The organism is Paraburkholderia sp. HP33-1 (assembly GCF_021390595.1).
Lineage (GTDB): Bacteria > Pseudomonadota > Gammaproteobacteria > Burkholderiales > Burkholderiaceae > Paraburkholderia.
This window is the reverse complement of sequence record NZ_JAJEJR010000002.1, coordinates 780,075-798,845: the sequence shown is the minus strand read 5'-3', so window position 1 is coordinate 798,845 and position 18,771 is coordinate 780,075. Positions and strand designations below refer to the sequence as shown.

The following is an 18,771-nucleotide window of genomic DNA, read 5'->3' as shown; positions in this document are numbered from 1 at the left end:
GTATTCAATCCGCGCCCAATCTTCGCCAGCCTTATCTAACAACTTCACCGCATCCCCTCTAACCAAGTACATCTTCGTTTGTGCTTTTTAAGATCTGGCAGATCATAAAGATGTACTCTATCGACAGTAATCGTCAGTCTTTGGGGTGGCGCACACATCCATCTCATACTAACGAAAACCTTTACTAATTTTTCACTAATTGCATCTTGCCCGATTGCACTTAAAGAATGACTTTACGGCACCTGCATTTTTGTAGGAAAAGAAAGTTTGCTCGCCCTCTTGATACCCATCCATCCCAGTCATCGCACTATTATTAACCACGTCTTCATTTTCCATTAACCCCCCCCGTCCATCATCGATATATGAATATATTTGGTAATATTTCCCGTATGTGCCAATACCTCGAGAATTGACATCCCAATGAACAATTGTGAATATATTCTGGCTCCCTTTGACTTTCAGGAAGAAAATAGAATCGACATTTGGAGCCCCCCCTTCTTTTGGGTATTTCGCGAAGACCATCCTTTTGCAACCATTTCCATCCGGTCGGTATAACGATAGATTTATCGTTTTATCTTCGTCATTTTTTTCGATTGCAACAATCGAATCTCTGTATATTTTATCGCTAGAAAATACCCCCATTGCTGGCGACACAATGGGACAGGCAACTGGTTCTTCGGCGCTTGCATAACCTAACGTGACGAGCCATAACAATACGTGCCAAGACAAACGCTTGAGAATAGGTTTAATTCGATTCTTGTGCGAGCCCCAAAAGTGGTGAAATTTTGTTATATGCGGCAAGTCTCTCAGCATGCCCATTTTGTCCTCCGTTGATTTGTTGTGTTACGGCCGCAACGTCTCCGCTATCCGCAACCGGACTCACGCTGCGCGTTACAGCCCAATAGACGAAAGCAGATTCCACTCCGTATTCAAGATACGAGAGCAAGAGATCTGGATTGTCAATAAAATTCCTTTGATCTTCGGGAAAGCGGTTATTATGCTCCCTATTGAATACTTCATAGTTAGATTTGAATGTTGTTTGAATGAGACCTCGCCCCCTGTACTTGTACCCATCACCACTTTCTTCGGAACCATTTTGGTATCTGCCCGCATAAACGTAGTTCGCCAAATTTTCTGGATTGTGTGCGTAGTGACTGGTATTGGTCCACAATGCTGGACGAAGCTGTCCAAAATTACACACAACATCGCCATTCGCTATATGTGATCTCGCAGTATGATTTCCATGAGGTGGTGACTTACATCCGTAGACTTCTTTCATCCTTTTAGCCGAATAGTCGAGTTGTTCTTCGATGTTCTTGAACTGACTTTCCACTGCGACCTGAGAGAGAAAATGAGCAATTCTCCTCGGGGTCGTAACTGCATAGCCTTTCGCGTATTTGTTTAGATACGGGAGTATCTGTCGGTGGTAGTCCATTGATCCGTTTGGATCTACTGCACTTAGCATTTCGAGAGTTATCAGGTCTGAACTTATCCAAAAATTCCCCACCAACGCAACCGGATGAATGTGGAAGACGTCGGGGCCCGGGAACCCCGGAACGCCGGCCTGGACGTCTTCCCACCAGACAAGCTTGGCGATGCGCTTCTTTTCCTCTTCGTGCTCGGGCTGCTGTGCTGTACGTTCCTCGATTGCACTGACCAGTTCCTGCCACTTCGCCGGATTGGCCCATTCACTTTCGTGCTTCGGAATGAGACGCGATGCCCGGAAGGCAACCCACGGGAATACACTGCCCTGCGGATTCTGTGCAATATTGCTGAGTTCCTCGACCGCATGCGCGCTGTCACCGTTCGGATACAAAGCACGGTAGAGCGCACTCATGAGAGGGCTCAGCTTACCGACACTCCCTGCACTGGGGTCGCCAGTTCCGGTCTCGTAATCGACGTAGCTGGCCGTCGTCGCAAAGATGGTGTGCGTGGGATCGTGGTCCTCGTCATGAAGTTTGAAGTCGATCCAGCTTTGCGAATGCTCGCGCGTAACCCGGCCGCCGGCAAAGCTGTCCTCACGCACCCAGCCTGTAATGGCGTTGCGCTGCATGTCTGCGCTGTCGACTTTCCACCAGTTGCGTTTGTGACCGTCCGAGCCCGGTGCCGTCTCCGGCCAGGGGTTTCCAGTGACGCCCTGCAGTGCCGCGAAAGTTTCGACCTGGATTACATCCGTCTTCTTTGCGTCCTGGCCCTGTTGGCCGTGATCGTGGAAGAGCGTTGTCCCTTCCTGAATGCGCAGAATGGTGGGATCCGAAGGCAGTCCGAGCTGGTTCCATTGATTTGGGTTCGCACCGTTCGATCGGACCCAGTTCCGTCCGGCATCGATGAACTGCCTGATGCTCTCGTCACAGAAGACTTCGATATGGACCAGGCGATTTGACGTTGCAGCGCGCAGCGAATCGTAGCGGCCCAGATAACCGATCACGTCGCCAGCCTTTACCTTGATGCGTTGTGCCTGCGGTACAACATTCACGCAGTCGAAGGCCGAATCGGGCATAACCTTTTGCACAACCGGACCTGAGTGACCATGTTCTTTTCCAAGGAAGATCCATTTTCCCTTTGCGGCATGCGAAGAAACGAAGCCCCCGGCAGCAGGGGGGTAGAGAGCGCCTGGATCGTCCGCTATCTGCCCCCAGTCTCCTTCCTGCCTGGAAAGCGTGACCTGGGTGCCTCTCGGAAGAATGCCTACAGGGGTTCCGTTTGGCCTGGTTGTCCTGACGCGCAGCCCGACCTGTTCGGCCGGCGCAGGCTGGCCATTTATCCCAGCCGTGGGCCGGTCGATCGTGTCTTCTGTCACTTGCATGCTGGCAGACCAGTACCCCGGCCACGGGAGTGCCGGATCTGCCTGATAACCTGCAAAATCCTGGAGGTGCATGTACAGGCTGTAGAAGATCAGCGTCGTACCGCGGGGGAATTCCATGGTGTGCTGCACCAGCGCAAACCCCGTGCTGTACGCCGCGCGGGTTTCGGCCTGGCCATTCCGGGCCGGCAGGGTACTTACCGGGTAGCTACGGTCCAGGCGCCACGCCACAACCTCGCCGTCGGCGAGACAGCGCACGCCACCCTTCAGATCCAGCGACCGACCTGCGCCAGCTTCGCTGATATGGATGCCCCCATGCCACATGCCCTTGCCACTTACTGCAAACGTTCCCGACGGCTCCTGCTTCAGGAGCAGATGCATTTCGTGCTCGTCGGTGATATCCGTTGCTGAGGCACCGCTGCCGTTCCCCTTCTTACGGAACGGGAATGCGAACGCGATCTGCTTGAGAGGTGGTGTTGCCGTATTCGGCGACGAAGTGGTGTTCGCCATGGAATAGCCTATTCAGAAAAACCGAAACCCGGATTGCTCTTCACGTCCTTCGGGGCGGAATCTACCCAGCGTGGGAACGGAAAATTCCCACCAGCCGGATCGTTCACTTCCAGATTGCCCTTCACATCGACTTGACCACTCGGGCTGGCCAGTTCGATGCGTCCGTTAGCGATCTTGATGTAGGCACCCGCACCATCACCCAGGGTGATACCCTTTGATCCTGTGATCATCACTTCTTCGGTGGACGAGCTTATCGTTACATTCTTGAGTGCCATCAGTTCCATTGCGTCACCCTGTGCCTGGATCTGGACCTTCCCCTTTGCGGCAAAAATGCGGATACCGAACTTTGCTGCAAAAAGGGAGAGCGCTTCGCCTGCAGCGATCGCAATGCGCTTCATAACACCGATGTCAAGTCCGTCGCCCGCAGTAACGAAAAGTTGTTTGCGCGCTGCAAGCAGAAAGTCGCTGCCGCTGGCGAGTCCCATGCCGTCCGGTGCAGTCGCGACGACTACGGACTTTCCAAGCTGCGACAAATTTTGTTCGACAAGTGACCGTTGCCTTTCGACTTCCGCCAGCAGTGCCTTGGCGGCGTTAGCACTTTCGTTGAGCGACTTCAGAATTTCTTCCGATTGCCGGAATGTATCGTCAGCATCCTGCATCGCGAGTTGCTGGCCGGTCGCGGCAGGTTGCACTTCAGCTGACACAAGCACGCCTCTCCCGCCACGAACGGCCACGTGTTCGTCTGATCGCAACTCTGCACCCCGCCCCCTTTCCTTTCGATCCCCATCAACCATATGCCCAAGGTTGAGCTCACTGGTCTGAAACGGCGTCGTCAGATGGATGTGCTCGATGCCCTCCTTGTCCTCCATCCGCAACTCATTCTGCGCAGCCGTGCGAATGAGATTTCGCGTATTGTTGAGGTTGTTGACGAGGTCTGGGTGCAGACTGTCGTGCATCGCGCCGATCATGATCGGACGGTTTGGATCCCCTGCGGTAAATTCGAGCGCAACTTCTGCGGAATCGATCAGCGGAAAGTGGTGGCCATAACTGTCACCGCTGTACGGCTTGGCGAGCCGCACGGGCCGACTCGTCCCACCCGGACTCCACTCGTCCAGATCGAATGGCAGCTTGATCACATACCAGCCTTCTTCGGTCAGGTAGGCATATTTGTAATTCCCGGGCGACGTGATACGCGCCGGCAGGATGCCAGTAATAGCGGGTCGCTCGATCGTATCCATAGAGGTCCGCCAGACCCGGTCCGACGGAATCCCCTCGAACGTCACCCGATACGATTTGCTGCGCGCACCATGTGAGCGCACCGACGTAATGAAGATGCCATGCTTCGCATCGACAGGAGTCGGGTCAACCTGCATGACCTCGCCCGCTTCCAGCCAGTACGGATTGCCGGTACCGATAAAGGTGATCTGACTGGCCAGATGCGCCTCATGTCGCAGGCGCGCTATGTTGCTGCCCTCTTCTGGCGTTTCGTAGTGCTCACCCCAGTGGTAATCGACGGCATTGGTGGTCGTGTCGCCCTTTGCCGTATTCGCCTCGACGAGCAGCGACACGTCGGCCTGCCTGTGGTTGTAGTCGTGCAGCCGGACTGACTCGGGCACACGTTTAGTTTGTCGCCGCAGCGTCTTGATCGAGTCGGCGCCGACACTCTCGAGCCCGGAATCACTACGATACGGTACGACGCGCTGTTTGCGCGCATACGCATCCAGATCGTCGCCGAATACCATGACCTCGTAGTCCTTCTTCTGCTCCCACCGGAACCAGATGCCTTCTTCCGCACAGATACGCTGGATGAACGCGAACGTGGTTTCGTGGTACTGCGTGATGTACTCGTGGCGTTTGTATTTGCCCCGCAGCTTGAAGACGAAGTCGACCCCGGAACGGTAACTGTAGTGACGCAGCGTGTCGGTGACGATCTCTTCCACCGACTGCTTCTGGAACAGCCGGCTCGTCACCCCACGGTTGAGATCGGCCAGTTTCGGCTCGAGGATCACCCTGTAGCGCGTTTCATCGACAGAAGTCTCGCACTCGTCGAACTTCGTGATGATGCCGTGGATGGTGTGTGCATGCGGCTTCTTGCTGAACTTCTCCGCGTTCTCACCATACATCCTGCGAAGATTGCCCATGTTCGGATCGATCGGATCGATGGCAAACCGCGCCGGGCGCCCGATCACCTGGTCCATCGGGATTCCAGCCACGGGGCTTGTGAATTCAATCTCGTACCAGTACAGCTGGCTGACCCTGTCGATACCAGCAAATTTCAGGATCGAGAACGGCGCCGGGTGCGGCGCCAGTTTCAATTCATAAGCCTGCAGCGGCATGACCATCGACATCGGAAACCTCCTCAACACGCGAACACAGCGGCCTAGCCGGGGCACCAATCGGTGCCCCGGCGGATTCATGCTGAAAAAACGTCAGATCAGCCCGGATCAGCTCTTGGCCTTCGGCATCTGCGACACCAGCGACAGCCCGATGTCCATGCCCTCGACCTGGAAGTGCGGAATGATGAAAAGCTTGATGCGGAAGAATCCCGGGTTGTCGTCGATGTCCTCGACCGTGACCTTCGCTTCACGCAACGGATGCGACGCCTGCAGCTCATCACCCGGATCTTTCATCTCGGTCACGAGACCCTTGATCCAGTTGTTGAGCTCGATCTCCAGCAGACGTCGATCCTTGGTCGTGCCGAAGTTTTCGCGTTGGATCAACTTCAGGTAGTGCGCGATACGCGACAGCAGGAAGATATACGGCAGCCGCGCGTTGATACGGCTGTTGGCCGTCGCTTCCTTGGTCTCGTAGAGCGCCGGCTTCTGCGTCGAATTCGCCGAGAAGAAGCAAGCAAAGTCGTGGTTCTTGTAAAACGACAGTGGAATGAAACCGAGATTCGCGAACTCGAACTCGCGCGTTTCCGGAATCAGCACTTCGGTCGGGATCTTCGGCTGCACACCGGTGCCCAGGTCGTACAGATGCACCGGCAGGTCCTCGACCTTGCCGCCCGCCTGCGGCCCGCGGATCTGCACACACCAGCCGTTGTTCACGAAGCTGCGGGTCATGTTCGCGGCAAACGCGAACGACGCGTTCACCCACAGATAGCGGTCGTGGTCCGGGCCCTTCACGGCTTCCTCGTAGTTGAACGCGCGCACCGGCGTCGTGTCCTTGCCGTACGGCAGGCGGCCGAGCACACGCGGCATCGTCAGGCCGACGTAGCGCGCGTCGTCCGTATCGCGGAAGCTCTTCCATTTGATGTACTCGGCGCGATCGAAGTAGTTGCCGATATCCTGGATCGCCGCGACTTCTTCCATCGACTTCTTGCCGAAGAATGCCGGGCCGACCGAGCCGATGAACGGCATGTGCGCCGCCGCCGCGACCTTCGAGATGTTGCGCAGCAGCGCCACGTCCTGCGGCGAATTCGCGAACTCGAAGTCGCTGATCAGCGCGCTGATCGGCTGGCCGCCCGGCGTGTCGTATTCCTCGATGTACGTGAGGCGATACAGGCCGCTCTGGATCAACTCAGGCGTATCTTCAAAGTCGCGCTCCAGCGCATCCTTCGACACGTCGAGCACTTCGATACGCGCGTTCTTGCGGAAATCCGTACGCGACACCACCATCTTCAGGCCACGCCAGCGCCCTTCCAGCGCCTGAAACTCGGGCGTATGCAGTACCGCGTCGAGCTGCCCGCTGATTTGACGATCGAGCTGGCCGATGTGGAAATCGAGCAGTGACTTGTCCAGGCGCTCGACCGGATGGCTCGACTGCGCGACCAGCTCGAGAAATGCGCCGATACCGCGCGCGATGCGCTCATCGGCCGATGCCTCCGACAGCATGTCGTTATCGCGGAACGCCTCGAGCGGGCGCGCCTCCGACACGGGCTTCAGGTTGATCTTGTCGCACAGCGACGCATAGACGCTGTCGCCGGCGAGGGACGCCTCCTGCGCGGCGTTAAGTACGACGGTCTCTGTCGCGCGCTGGCGGGATTCGTTCTGTTCCATCTGTAGTCCTGTCTGCGTTTTTGCAGCGATGTAGTTACGGAAGGCGGTGAAGGCTTTCTTCGCCGGTCCCCGCTCAGGCATGGCCTTCCGGCTGGGTCGCGGCCGTCGCGATCTGCGCGAGCTCGCCGCGCAGCTTCTCCGACAGCCGCTTGTCCTTCAGGACCTTTTCGAACTCGCGACGGAACGTGCCGTTGTCGAGCAGATTCGACTTCAGGTCGCGCAGCAGATTGCGCATCGCCAGCAACGCCTGCAGTTCGGGAATCTGGTGCGCCACCTGCTCCGGCTCGAAATCTTTCATCGAGCGGAATGCGAGCTTGACCGGCAGTTCCGAACCGTCGTCGGCGAGCGTGTTCTCGGCCGCGATCTTCAGGTCCGGCGCGTAGTCGGCGAGCACCGCATCGAAATTGTTCTTGTCGATATTGACCTTCCTGCGCTCCGCCAGCGGCGCCTGCTCGCGGCCCGCGCTGAAATCGCCTGCGACCAGCAGCTTCAGAGGCAGCTCGACCTTCTTCTGGGCGCCGCCCGTGTGCAGGTCCAACGTGATTGAAACGCGACTCTTCGGAATTTCGCGCTGAAAGCTGTCCATTCGTTCCCCTTATGTAAGCAGATTCGAGATACCCCGCAGATCTCGCCCGTTGCGATGCGGTGATTCCGTATGCGAGCACACCCGCGAGTTCACTTAAACGGATAAACGCGACTCACGACTAAATTGCGACGACGATACCGCATTGCGCGGCCTCGATTCGTGTGGATCCTTAATGCAGTGGATATTAAAGCAGGTTTATTGGCGCGACGTCAAAGCTTATTGCCAGTATCTAAAATCGCCACAATGTGAACAATAGTTAAAAAATCCGGTTTCGGAATCGTCCCATTGTCAGATCAGCCGAAAACCCCTTTCCATCGCAGCTTTTCAGGATCCGCCGCAATTTAACATTTATCAATATTCGTTAAATTGTCGCGCATATATTTAACACCATCTCGAATTATGTTTCGCCTCTACCGGGTAAATTTATCCGACATATCAAAAACACCAATTCTTATTTTCCGTCATATTTCTATTTTGATATAAATAAGCGTGTACGATTGCCGAATAAAGCACATGGACGCCGGAATCCCGGGCAGTCCGGATTAACCGAACAACAAGCGATAGACCAAAACATCTATGCGGATCGACAAACCGCTCTGGCATGAGGGCCTCATCCTCACGCAGCAGCACTTCCAGCAGCAGGAACGATGGGCGGGATTCGCGCTGCAGCAGTTCGCCACGTCCGCGCTCGCCGAGCCGTGGGGCACGCTCGGCGTCGAGATCGACGAAGAAGCATTGGCGACGGGCCGTCTGAAGCTCACACGGCTCAGGCTGCGCTTTGCGGACGGCACGCCGATCGACACGACGCTCGCCGACGCGCTGCCCGCTGCACGCGATCTGACGCAAGGCGTGCCCGCCGATCTGCAAAGCGTCGTCGTGCTCGCGGCGCTCGCCTTGCCCGATGCGAACGGCAACAACTGCCGGTTCGATGAAACGTCGCTAGCGCGTCCGCGCCGCGCGTATCGCGAGTTCGTCAAGGTCATCGATCTGAACGGCGGCAGCGAAACCGAGATCGCGTCCGAACGCCACGCGCTGCGTCTGCGGTTCGATTTCGAATCGCATGCCGACGACACGGTCTGCGCCATCGCGCGGCTCACGCGCACGACGAGCGGCCAGTTTCAAATCGATCACCGCTTCGTGCCGCCGTGCCTGACGCTCGGCAGCCATCCGCTGCATCTCGAGCGCATCAATCGTCTCGCCGAGATCCTGCAGGCGAAGAGCGGCGCGCTCGGCGCGCGTCGCAGCGAACGGCTCGAACAGGTCGCCGAATATGGCGTCGCCGACGTGCAGCTGTTCTGGCTTTTGCACTGCATTCACGCGGCGTGGCCGCAGTTGCGGCTCTACGCGACACATCCGCGCCGGTCGCCCGAGCAGCTCTACATTACGCTCGCACAACTGGTCAGCGCGTTGATGACGTTCTCAACGCGTGCCCAGCTCACCGACATTCCCGCCTACGACCACGCGCGCGCCGACGAGGTGTTCACGAAGCTCGAGGCCACGATCCGCGAATTGCTCGACGCGATCATTCCGTCGCGCATCGTGTCGATCGGCCTCACGCGCAAGAGCGCAACCACGTGGGCGGGCCAGTTCCTCGACGAGCGCATCGTCGAAGGCGCGGCCGACTGGTATCTGTCGGTCAACGCGCCGATGCCGGCGTTCGAGCTCGCCGAGCAGTTCCCGCGCCTGTGCAAGATCGGCGCGCCCGACGACGTCGAACACATCATCAATTCGGCGCTGCTCGGCATTCCGCTCAAGGCCGTGCCGCGCGTGCCGGCCGCGATTCCGGTGCGCCTCGACAACCAGTACTTCGCGCTTGATCCGGCGCACGTCGCACACACGAAGATGCTCGCCGCGCGCGCTTGCCAGATCTATCTGCCGGCGTCGGTGCCCGACGCGTCGCTCGAACTTTACGCAGTGCTGCGCTCATGAACGCCCTGACTCGAAGCCACAACGAAGCGGCGCTGCTCGACGGGGCACCCGGCGCGAGCCGCGCGTCGCGCGCGGGCATTCGTGATCTGCTGCGCGATACCGCGCTGCTCGTCACGACGCTCACGCCAGGCGGCCACACGGAAAACGCAACCGAATTCCGCAATCGTTGCGGGCTACTCATCGCTAACTTCTCCAACGCACTCCAGCGGCGCGGCTATCCCGACGACGTGCGGCGCGACGCGCTCATCGCGCAATGCGGGCTGCTCGATGAAATCGCGCTGCGTTATCTGCCGGCCGAAAGCCGCGCAGGGTGGGAACTGAAACCGCTGCAAGTCGAGCTGTTCAGTCTGCACGAAGCGGGTGAGCGCGTGTTCGAACGGCTCGAAGCACGCATGCGCGAAGCGTCGCCGCACGTCGACCTGCTCGAATGCTACGCGGCGATTCTCAGCCTCGGCTTCATCGGCCGCTATGCGCGTGACGGCGAAGCGAAGCGCTCGGCATTGACGACCTCGTTGCATGCGCAGCTGGAAAAACTTCGCCCGGCGGCGGCACGCACCTTCATCGCCGATCGCCCCGGCCGCCGTCTGTCTGACTGGTTCTACCGGCTCTCGCCGTGGGCGATCGCGGGGCTCGCGTGCGTGGTCGCCGCGATCGTCTGGCTGGTCTGGTCGACCGCGCTCGACGCCCAGCTCGCACAGCTCGTGCACACGAAGGTCACCTAGCCTTGAAATCAGACCTGCCCGTCCTGAGCGCGCCCCCAACGCACGCGCCCGACCGCTCGTACGAAGGACTCGGTTATCCATTGCGCGCGATGCTCGTGTTCGGGGCCGTACTGGCGCTCGCGGTGATCTGGTTCGTGCTGCCGGCCGGACACGACGCTGGATGGGCACTGACGGCGCTCGTCGCCTTGCTCGTGAGCGGGCTTGTCGTATGGCGCACAGTCTGGCTGTCCCGCGCGCGAGAACAAAGCGCGCAGGTGTTGGCCGCGCTGGGTGCCGCGACCGTCGGAATTCCGGCGGGGCTGCGCACGCGCATGCCGCTCATGCTCGTCATCGGCGATGGGTTACCGGCTCTGTTCGATCGCAACGATGAGGAACGCTTCGCACACGTCGGCGACGGCGCGATCTGGTTGCGCGCCGACCGTCCGCAGGAGTTGCCGCGTCTCGCGGTCGCGCTCAGGCAGTGGCGCGACGGGCGGGCGCCCGATGGCGTCGTGTTGTCGGTCGCGCCCGCGCTGCATGACGGTGCGGACATGCTCGCGCAGAAGCTGCGCGTCGTGCGCCACTGCGTCGCCGATGCGGCTCGCACGCTCGGCACGCGGCTGCCCGGCTACGTCGCGGTCTATGAGCGCTTGACCACGAGCCCGCCCAGTCTGTCGGTGCCGGCCTGGTACGGGGTGTCGTCGGCGACGCGCATCGTCGATGCCGAGCGGTTCGAACCCGTGATCCAGGCGGCCGAAGCCGAGGTTCAGCGCGCGACCGGCAAGGCCGCCAACTCAGCGGATACCACCAGCGCGGCACGCGCGGCAGCGCTTGCGTCGCTCGTCGGCTGGACGCACCGCGTCGTGATCGGCACCTTGACTGACCGCCAGCACCCCGCCACGCCGTGGGCATTGTTCGGCGCGGGGTGGATCGATTGCGGTCTGGCTAGTGGGTCCGCCAATCCGTGGGACCGCGACGTGCAGATGCAAACCTGCGTGACCCGCGCCGCCGTCAGCGCGTCGCCTCTGCCGTGGCCGTTGCCGCAAGCGCTGATCGAAGCGACACCGCGGCGTTACTGGATGTCGCCGCGCCGCGCGGCCTGCGCGCATGCGCTTGCGCTGTTAGCCTGCACGGCCGCCGCCGTGTTCTGGTCCACCGCGCAAAACAACGAAGCGCTGCTGGATCGCATCGGCGCCGACCTCGGCCGCTATTCGATGATGCCGGTCGCGCACGACAACGCGAAACGCGACGCGCTGCGCGCGCTCGTCGCCGATCGTGATCAGCTCGACCGTTACACACGCATAGGCGTGCCACTGCGACTATCGTTCGGCATGTATCGCGGCGCGCAGCTGCTGCCGGCGCTCGACACCGCGATCGCGTCGTACGTGCCACCTCCTCCGCCACCGGCGGTCGTCACGCTTGACAGCATGTCGCTATTCGATAGTGGGCGCGCGCAACTGAAGCCCGACTCGACGCGCGCGATGATCGGGGCGCTCGAAATGATCAAGGCGCATCCCGACAAACGGATTCTGGTTGCAGGGCACACCGACAACGTCGGCAATCCGCAGAGCAATCTGAAGTTGTCCACGGCTCGAGCGGAAGCCGTGCGCGGCTGGCTGATCGACGCGTCGGGAATCGCAGCGACGCAGTTTGCCATTCAGGGCTATGGCGAAACACGGCCGATCGCGAGCAACGATACGGATGACGGACGCACAAAGAACCGGCGCGTGGAAATCACGCTCGTGCCGGACGCGCCGGTAACCCAGTAAAGAAATCTCGTCAGCGTCACGCTTCGCATGCCGCACCCAAAGGCGCAAAACACAATCATTAGCCCCCGAAGCATCGCGCTTCGGGATCCAGAAGCTCGGGGGGCTGCTCCGGGCGGTTGTCGTAGCAGTAGAAACATTAGGGAGTAGAAAGTATGGCAATTCCGGCCTACATGTGGCTCAAGGACGATGGCGGCGCCGACATCAAGGGTTCGGTGACGGTGCAAGGCCGTGAAGGCAGCGTCGAGCTCGTCGCGTTCGATCACGGCGTGCACATCCCGACCGACGGCAACACCGGCAAGCTCACCGGCACGCGCGTGCACAAGCCGATCACGCTGACGAAGGAAACCGACGCGTCGACGCCCTATCTGTACAAAGCGGTGACGAGCGGTCAGACGCTGAAGTCGGTCGAGATCAAGTGGTACAAGATCGACGACGCCGGCAAGGAAAAGGAGTACTTCAACACGAAGCTGGACAACGTGAAGATCGTCGCGGTCAAACCGAAGATGTTCGACATCAAGAACCCCGACTACGAGAAGCACAACCACATCGAAGAAGTCGAACTGCGCTACGAAACGGTCACATGGTCGTACAAGGACGGCAACATCATCCACAAGGACACCTGGAACGAGCGTTCCTGATTTCCGCGTGGTAAGCGGGACCGGCGCGCCGCCGGTCTCGTGAGACGTATAGACGCGTGTTTACCAGTCCGCATGGCGGACTGGTCCTTTCTGATTGGCGAGTGCACAGCGCACTCGCGCCTCCATCCGTGACCGGACTGCCGACATGACCCTGCGCGACGACCGAAGGAATGTTCTTTGGGACACCACTCACCTGCTGCGACGACTCAACCCCCACTGCGCGCAGGCACTCGAAGCGGCCGCGAGTCTCTGCCAGACGCGGCTGGCTGACGAGATCACGGTCGAGCACTGGTTGCTGAAGCTGATCGAAGCCGGCGACGGCGACATCCCCGCCATCCTTCGCCATTACACAATCGATATCGACACGCTCTGGGATGCGTTGCTCGGCGCGATCGATCATCTGCCTCGCAACCTGCGGGGCAAGCCGGCCCTGTCGCCGCAACTCGCGGCTTTGCTTGGGGATGCATGGCGTCACGCCTCATCAGAGGATGACGATGCGCAAATCCGCTCGGGCAATCTGCTGCAAGCGATCGCCGACACGCCGTATGTGCTGCGGGCGCATAACGCGTGGCCGCTGTTTTCCATCAGCAGCGCGCAGATCGAGCGGCTGCTGCCGCGAATTGCGCATCGGTCGTGCGAAAGTGAAAGTGACAGCGAAGGCGACGAACAGGAGTCCGACACGCCGCAACGTACCGCGAGCGCCCCGGCGGCGAACGGCGTTTCCCCGACCAGGCAAGCTACACCCGCAAGCGCCGACGCCCTCGCCCGCTTCGCGATCAACCTGACCAACAAGGCGCGTCGCGGCGAAATCGATCCGGTGTTCGGGCGCGATCGCGAGATCCAGCAGATGGTCGATGTGCTCGCGCGCCGCCGCAAGAACAATCCGATCCTCGTTGGCGAACCGGGTGTCGGCAAGACCGCGCTCGTCGAAGGGCTCGCGTTGCGCGTCGCCGAAGGCAGCGTGCCGAACGTGATTCGCGACGCGTGCGTTCTCACGCTCGATCTCGGCCTGCTGCAAGCGGGCGCGGGCGTGAAAGGCGAATTCGAGCAACGCCTGAAGAACGTGATCGACGAGGTGCAGGCGTCTGCGCTGCCGATCCTGCTCTTCATCGACGAAGCGCACACGCTGATCGGCGCCGGCAACGCGGCGGGCGGTGCGGACGCCGCGAACCTGCTCAAGCCCGCGCTCGCTCGCGGCGAATTGCGCACGATCGCGGCGACCACGTGGTCCGAATACAAGGAATTTTTCGAGCGCGACGCCGCGCTGGAACGCCGCTTCCAGATGATCAAGGTCGACGAGCCCGACGACGAGGCGGCCGTTTTGATGCTGCGCGGCCTGAAGAGCCGCTACGCCCAATACCATCACGTGCACATTCGCGACGAAGCGCTAGTCGCCGCGGTCAAGCTGTCGCGTCGCTACATTCCGGCGCGCCAGTTGCCGGACAAGGCCGTCGATCTGATCGACACCGCCGCCGCTCGCGTGCGCATGGGGCTCGAAACTCCCCCGGCCGAACTGCAACGCGCGCACGCCGCGGTCGCGGCGCTGGAGCTCGAACACGCGACGCTCGAAGACGACCAACGCGCCGGCATCGACAAAGTCGAAGCACGCCGCGATGTGCTGGACATCGCGCTCGCGAAGGCGCAGACCGAACTCGCGGAGCTGCAGACACGCTACGACCGGGAACTCGAACTCGTCCAAACGCTGCACCGGCAACGGGACAGCGACTCCGCGTCGCGCGACGCCGCCACGTTTGCGCATGCACGTCACGCGCTCTCGACAGCGCAAGGCAAAGCCCCACTAGTCTTCGCCGACGTCGACGCCCAGGCGATCGCGCGCGTCGTTGCCGAATGGACCGGCGTGCCGGTCGGCAGCCTCGTCGAAGACGAACTGCGGAGACTGTTGACGCTGGAAACGCAGCTCGCGGCGCGCGTCGTCGCGCAGGACGATGCGCTCGCCGCGCTATGCGAAAGCCTGCGCATCGCCAAAGCTGGGCTCAAGAATGAACATGCGCCGCTCGGCGTGTTTTTGCTCGCGGGGCCATCCGGCGTCGGCAAAACCGAAACTGCGCTCGCGCTCGCCGACCTGCTGTTCGGAGGCGAGGCCGCGCTCACTACGATCAACATGTCGGAGTACCAGGAATCGCACACGGTCTCGCAGTTGAAGGGCTCACCGCCCGGCTACGTCGGCTATGGACGCGGCGGTATTCTGACCGAGGCGGTGCGGCAGCGTCCGTATAGCGTGGTGCTGCTCGACGAAATAGAAAAAGCGCATCGCGATGTGCTCGACATGTTCTACCAGGTGTTCGATCGCGGCATGATGCGCGACGGTGAGGGGCGCGAGATCGACTTTCGCAACTGCGTGATCCTGATGACGTCCAATCTCGGCAGCGCGCTGATTGACGAAACGACCGCGGACAATCCCGCGATCCCGCATAGCGAACTACTCGACGCGATTCATCCACAGCTCGTCGCGCACTTCCAGCCCGCGCTGCTCGCGCGCTTCCAGACGCTCGTGTACCGGCCGCTCGATACGAGCGCGCTCGCCTCTATCGTGCGCCTGAAGCTTGCGAAAGTCGCGCAGCGTCTGCGCCGCCAGCACAACGTCGAACTGAGCTGCGACGAATCGCTGATCGATGTGATGGCCGAGCTGTGTCTCGCGCGCGAATCGGGCGCCCGCAATGTCGATGCATTCCTGAATCAGCGCATTCTGCCGACGGTGTCGCGCGAACTGCTCGCGCGCATGGCGAGCGCAATCGCGCCCGCGAAGATCCTGCTGACCAGTTCGCCCGAAGGCAATCTGACGATCGATTTCGTCGATCGCGAGGAAGCCGTTGCTGAACACACGGCGATCGCCTGACGGAGCACCATGCGATGCCGGCGGGACCGTCCCTCTACGACATGCTGCTCGGCCAGATTGGCGGCGAGCCGCTCGACGCGTACGACGACCGCACGCTCGAATGCCTGAGCGTGCAGCGGAACGTGCAACGCATTCTGAACACGCGCGCGGGTGCGTTGAAGCACCTGCCCGACTATGGCCTGCCGGACATGACGAACATCTACAAGGCTCTGCCGTCGTCGGCACACGCGCTGAAGCAGCAGATGGAAGCGACGCTGCTGAAATACGAACCCCGCATTCGAGCGATCGACATCGACATCCTTGAGGACGACGACCCCGGTGTGCTGGTCAGCTTCGAAATGACCTGCCATTTGAAGAAGGCCGGGCTCGTGCGCTTCGGGACATATTTCGAGCCGCCGGGACGGCTGCATTTAAAAAGACGGATATCGGGACGAGGATGATCTGGGCAAGGCGGTTGCGACATTTGTTCACAATTGCTCGCGGGATACTGTCTATAGTGAAATAAGTCGATCACGGGTCCGATCGACATTCCCAGACAGACAGGGAGTCTGTCTTTCAGCCTCGTTCGCTCCCCGCGTTCGAGGCTTTTTTCATTGAGGCTCGACTATAACGATTAAGCAGGAAGCGCAATAGATGTCAAAAATTGTCATATCCGGGGCTATTTTCGGTCTCATTGATTGCGAACCGAGATATCCCAAAAATAAAAAATCCAACCTCAAAAATAAAGACTGGAACTCGCCCAGTGCCTCAGTAGTCCGATGGCTGTCATTACCCATCCTGGCGCTCCACTGGCGAACCGCCCCCCGCCTGGCTCGCCGTCATCCGCTCGTAGCCCTCATCCGAAGCAAATGGGCTACGGTTCGATAAAAAGTACGCTGCGACGATCGTGCCATTACAGATCGCAGATTGCCTATCAAATTAAAAAAACCTGAATAAGGAATTGCCGTGAAATATCCCGCTGGCGCAATGTCACAATCGTGGCAGTTGTTTCTGTTTTCTCTTCTTGTGCTTTGTTGCGCGAGCTATTTCAGTGTCACTGTGATCGCGCGTTTGAGCCGTCCTGAAGCGGCGGAGCGTGCACGATGAGCGTATTCCAGATTGCCGGTGCGCTGTTCACCATCGTCGCGCTGTTCGGCGTCCTCAATTATCGGTTCATCAAACTGCCCGACACGCTCGGCATCACCGCGGTCGGGCTCGTCGTTTGCGTCGGTATTTCAGCGCTCGGCTTCTACTATCCGGCAATGGCAATCGCCGCGCGCAAGATCGTCGTGCAGATCGATTTCGCCGACGTCGTGTTTCACGGCCTGCTAAGCCTGCTGCTGTTCGCCGGCGCGCTGCACGTCGATCTGTCGAAGATGCGCACGCAGCGGAGCGCGGTGCTGTTGCTCGCAACGATCGGCGTGTTGATCTCAATCGCGGTGGTCAGCTTCGGCGTTTACTACGCGGCACAATGGCTCGGCCATCCGGTCAGCCTGCCGTGGTGTCTCGTGTTCGGCGCGCTGATTTCGCCGACCGATCCGATCGCGGTGCTGAGCGTGCTCAAGCGCGCGGGGGCGCCCGAAAGCCTCGAAACCACGATCACCGGCGAATCGCTGTTCAACGACGGCACCGGCGTCGTCGCGTTCCTTACGCTGGTCGGACTCGCGACCGGTGCGAGCGAGTTTTCCGCCGGCGCGATCGCGTTCGATCTGCTGCGCGAAGTCGCCGGCGCGCTCGTGCTGGGCGCGGCGCTCGGCTTTGGCGCGTCGCTTCTGCTGCGGGGTATCGACAGCTATCCGGTCGAGATCCTGATTACGCTCGCGCTCGCGACGGGTGGCTATAGTCTGGTCGAAGCGCTGCACGTGTCGGGGCCGCTCGCAGTTGTGGTCATGGGGCTCGTAATCGGCAATCACGGCGCGTCGACGTCGATGTCGGAAAAGACGCGTGAGCATCTGTTCAACTTCTGGGACCTGCTCGACGAGCTGCTCAATCTCGTGCTGTTCGGGCTGATCGGGCTCGAGATCATCGCGCTGTCGCTGCGCGTCGAGATCGTCTGGCTCGGGCTCGCGACAATTCCGGTCGTGCTGCTCGCACGCGGCGTCAGCGTCGCGATTCCGCTGCTCGCGTTGCAGAATTTCCGGCGACTCAACCCGCATTCGGCTGTCGTGCTGACATGGGGCGGGCTGCGCGGCGGCATCTCGATCGCGCTCGCGCTGTCGCTGCCGGAGTTTCCTGGACGCGAAATGTTTATCGGCGTCACCTATCTGGTCGTCGTGTTCAGCCTGCTGATTCAGGCGACGACTCTAGGCCCGCTGATCCGCCGGCTCTATGTCTCGGGCTCATCGTCTGCACGAAATTCGGGGTGATCGTAAAGTGGAGACTTGCGCCGATCGGCAGCAGGATCGCCAACGCAAACGGACCAGGCGCGGCGAGCCCGTGCATGGTCGCCGAACTTGGTGGGAAAATCCTGAACACAGTCCGAGACGGGTGCGATGAAGGCAAACACACGAATCGGCAAAGGCGCGGGAACGACGTACGAGCAGTTTGCGCGTCGATACCACCGGATTTAAGCGCTTTCTAAACAGCGCCCGCCACGGTTTGCGCCGCGGCACCGGGCATTTGGCCGTCAATGCCGGTTCTCCCACATACCTGGCAGGCGCGGTTTGTCATCCTGTCGATTCAGGCGTCCGAAGGAGTTCGCCATGTCGGTCTATGTCGATGAAGGGTTCCGGCCCTGTGTGACGGAATGCGCGACGGTCGCGTTCCGCGTGTGCTGCGACGATCGCGCACAGATTTTTGAAGTCAGCGCCGACGCGCTGGTGGAGTTCTGCGGCGCCGCGAGCCGTCGCAAGCAGGACCTGCTGGTCGCGTTCGAGGATGCGCAGGACGAGATCCTCTCCGTTGCCGCTCAGCGTTGGCAGTTCACGCCGAGCGAATCGGTGCGGCTTGGTCTCGACGAATTCAAATTGGTCAGACATTAGGCGTACGAGAGACGCCT

At 60.3% G+C, this 18,771-nt stretch carries 13 protein-coding genes; 8 read left to right on the top strand and 5 right to left on the bottom strand.

Annotated features, from left to right (window positions below; translation table 11 throughout):
- Positions 1-195 precede the first annotated feature (195 nt).
- The 5 genes from L0U81_RS19625 to tssB all read right to left on the bottom strand — a co-directional run bounded on the left by L0U81_RS19625 (position 196) and on the right by tssB (position 7,900).
- The gene (locus tag L0U81_RS19625; protein WP_233805180.1) at positions 196-819 is read right to left on the bottom strand and encodes a hypothetical protein; all 624 of its coding nucleotides are present in this window, start codon (positions 817-819) and stop codon (positions 196-198) included.
- Positions 746-3,313, bottom strand: a complete 2,568-nt coding sequence (locus tag L0U81_RS19620; protein ID WP_233805179.1) for a glycoside hydrolase family 19 protein — start codon at positions 3,311-3,313, stop codon at positions 746-748. The genes L0U81_RS19625 and L0U81_RS19620 overlap by 74 nt, the downstream gene beginning before the upstream one ends.
- Before the next feature lie 8 nt (positions 3,314-3,321).
- Positions 3,322-5,661: a type VI secretion system Vgr family protein gene (locus tag L0U81_RS19615; RefSeq protein ID WP_233805178.1), complete on the bottom strand. Its 2,340-nt coding sequence runs from the start codon at positions 5,659-5,661 to the stop codon at positions 3,322-3,324.
- Between the two features lie 96 nt (positions 5,662-5,757).
- The gene (gene tssC / locus L0U81_RS19610; RefSeq protein WP_233805177.1) at positions 5,758-7,314 is read right to left on the bottom strand and encodes a type VI secretion system contractile sheath large subunit; all 1,557 of its coding nucleotides are present in this window, start codon (positions 7,312-7,314) and stop codon (positions 5,758-5,760) included.
- Between the two features lie 73 nt (positions 7,315-7,387).
- Positions 7,388-7,900 carry a type VI secretion system contractile sheath small subunit gene (tssB, locus tag L0U81_RS19605; protein ID WP_233805176.1) on the bottom strand — a complete coding sequence of 171 codons (513 nt, stop codon included), beginning with the start codon at positions 7,898-7,900 and terminating at the stop codon, positions 7,388-7,390.
- A gap of 576 nt (positions 7,901-8,476) precedes the next feature.
- Between tssB and tssK the strand changes: the two genes are divergently transcribed.
- The 8 genes from tssK (at position 8,477) to L0U81_RS19565 (ending at position 18,754) form a co-directional block, all read left to right on the top strand.
- Positions 8,477-9,829, top strand: coding sequence for a type VI secretion system baseplate subunit TssK (gene tssK / locus L0U81_RS19600; protein ID WP_233805175.1), 1,353 nt, complete (start codon positions 8,477-8,479; stop codon positions 9,827-9,829).
- The gene (locus L0U81_RS19595) at positions 9,826-10,551 is read left to right on the top strand and encodes a DotU family type IV/VI secretion system protein (RefSeq protein ID WP_233805174.1); all 726 of its coding nucleotides are present in this window, start codon (positions 9,826-9,828) and stop codon (positions 10,549-10,551) included. The genes tssK and L0U81_RS19595 overlap by 4 nt, the downstream gene beginning before the upstream one ends.
- Positions 10,552-10,553: 2 nt before the next feature.
- On the top strand, positions 10,554-12,299 hold the full coding sequence (locus L0U81_RS19590; protein ID WP_233805173.1) for an OmpA family protein: 1,746 nt from the start codon (positions 10,554-10,556) through the stop codon (positions 12,297-12,299).
- 152 nt (positions 12,300-12,451) lie between these two features.
- Complete coding sequence (locus L0U81_RS19585) at positions 12,452-12,937, top strand: Hcp family type VI secretion system effector (RefSeq protein ID WP_233805172.1); 486 nt, start codon at positions 12,452-12,454, stop codon at positions 12,935-12,937.
- A gap of 145 nt (positions 12,938-13,082) precedes the next feature.
- On the top strand, positions 13,083-15,794 hold the full coding sequence (tssH, locus tag L0U81_RS19580) for a type VI secretion system ATPase TssH (RefSeq protein ID WP_233805171.1): 2,712 nt from the start codon (positions 13,083-13,085) through the stop codon (positions 15,792-15,794).
- Positions 15,795-15,808: 14 nt separating this feature from the next.
- Entirely contained in the window at positions 15,809-16,234 is a 426-nt protein-coding gene (tssE, locus tag L0U81_RS19575) for a type VI secretion system baseplate subunit TssE (RefSeq protein WP_233805170.1), read from the top strand.
- 642 nt (positions 16,235-16,876) lie between these two features.
- Entirely contained in the window at positions 16,877-18,139 is a 1,263-nt protein-coding gene (locus L0U81_RS19570) for a cation:proton antiporter (RefSeq protein ID WP_233805169.1), read from the top strand.
- Positions 18,140-18,475: 336 nt separating this feature from the next.
- The gene (locus L0U81_RS19565; protein ID WP_233805168.1) at positions 18,476-18,754 is read left to right on the top strand and encodes a DUF1488 family protein; all 279 of its coding nucleotides are present in this window, start codon (positions 18,476-18,478) and stop codon (positions 18,752-18,754) included.
- Positions 18,755-18,771: the final 17 nt, after the last annotated feature.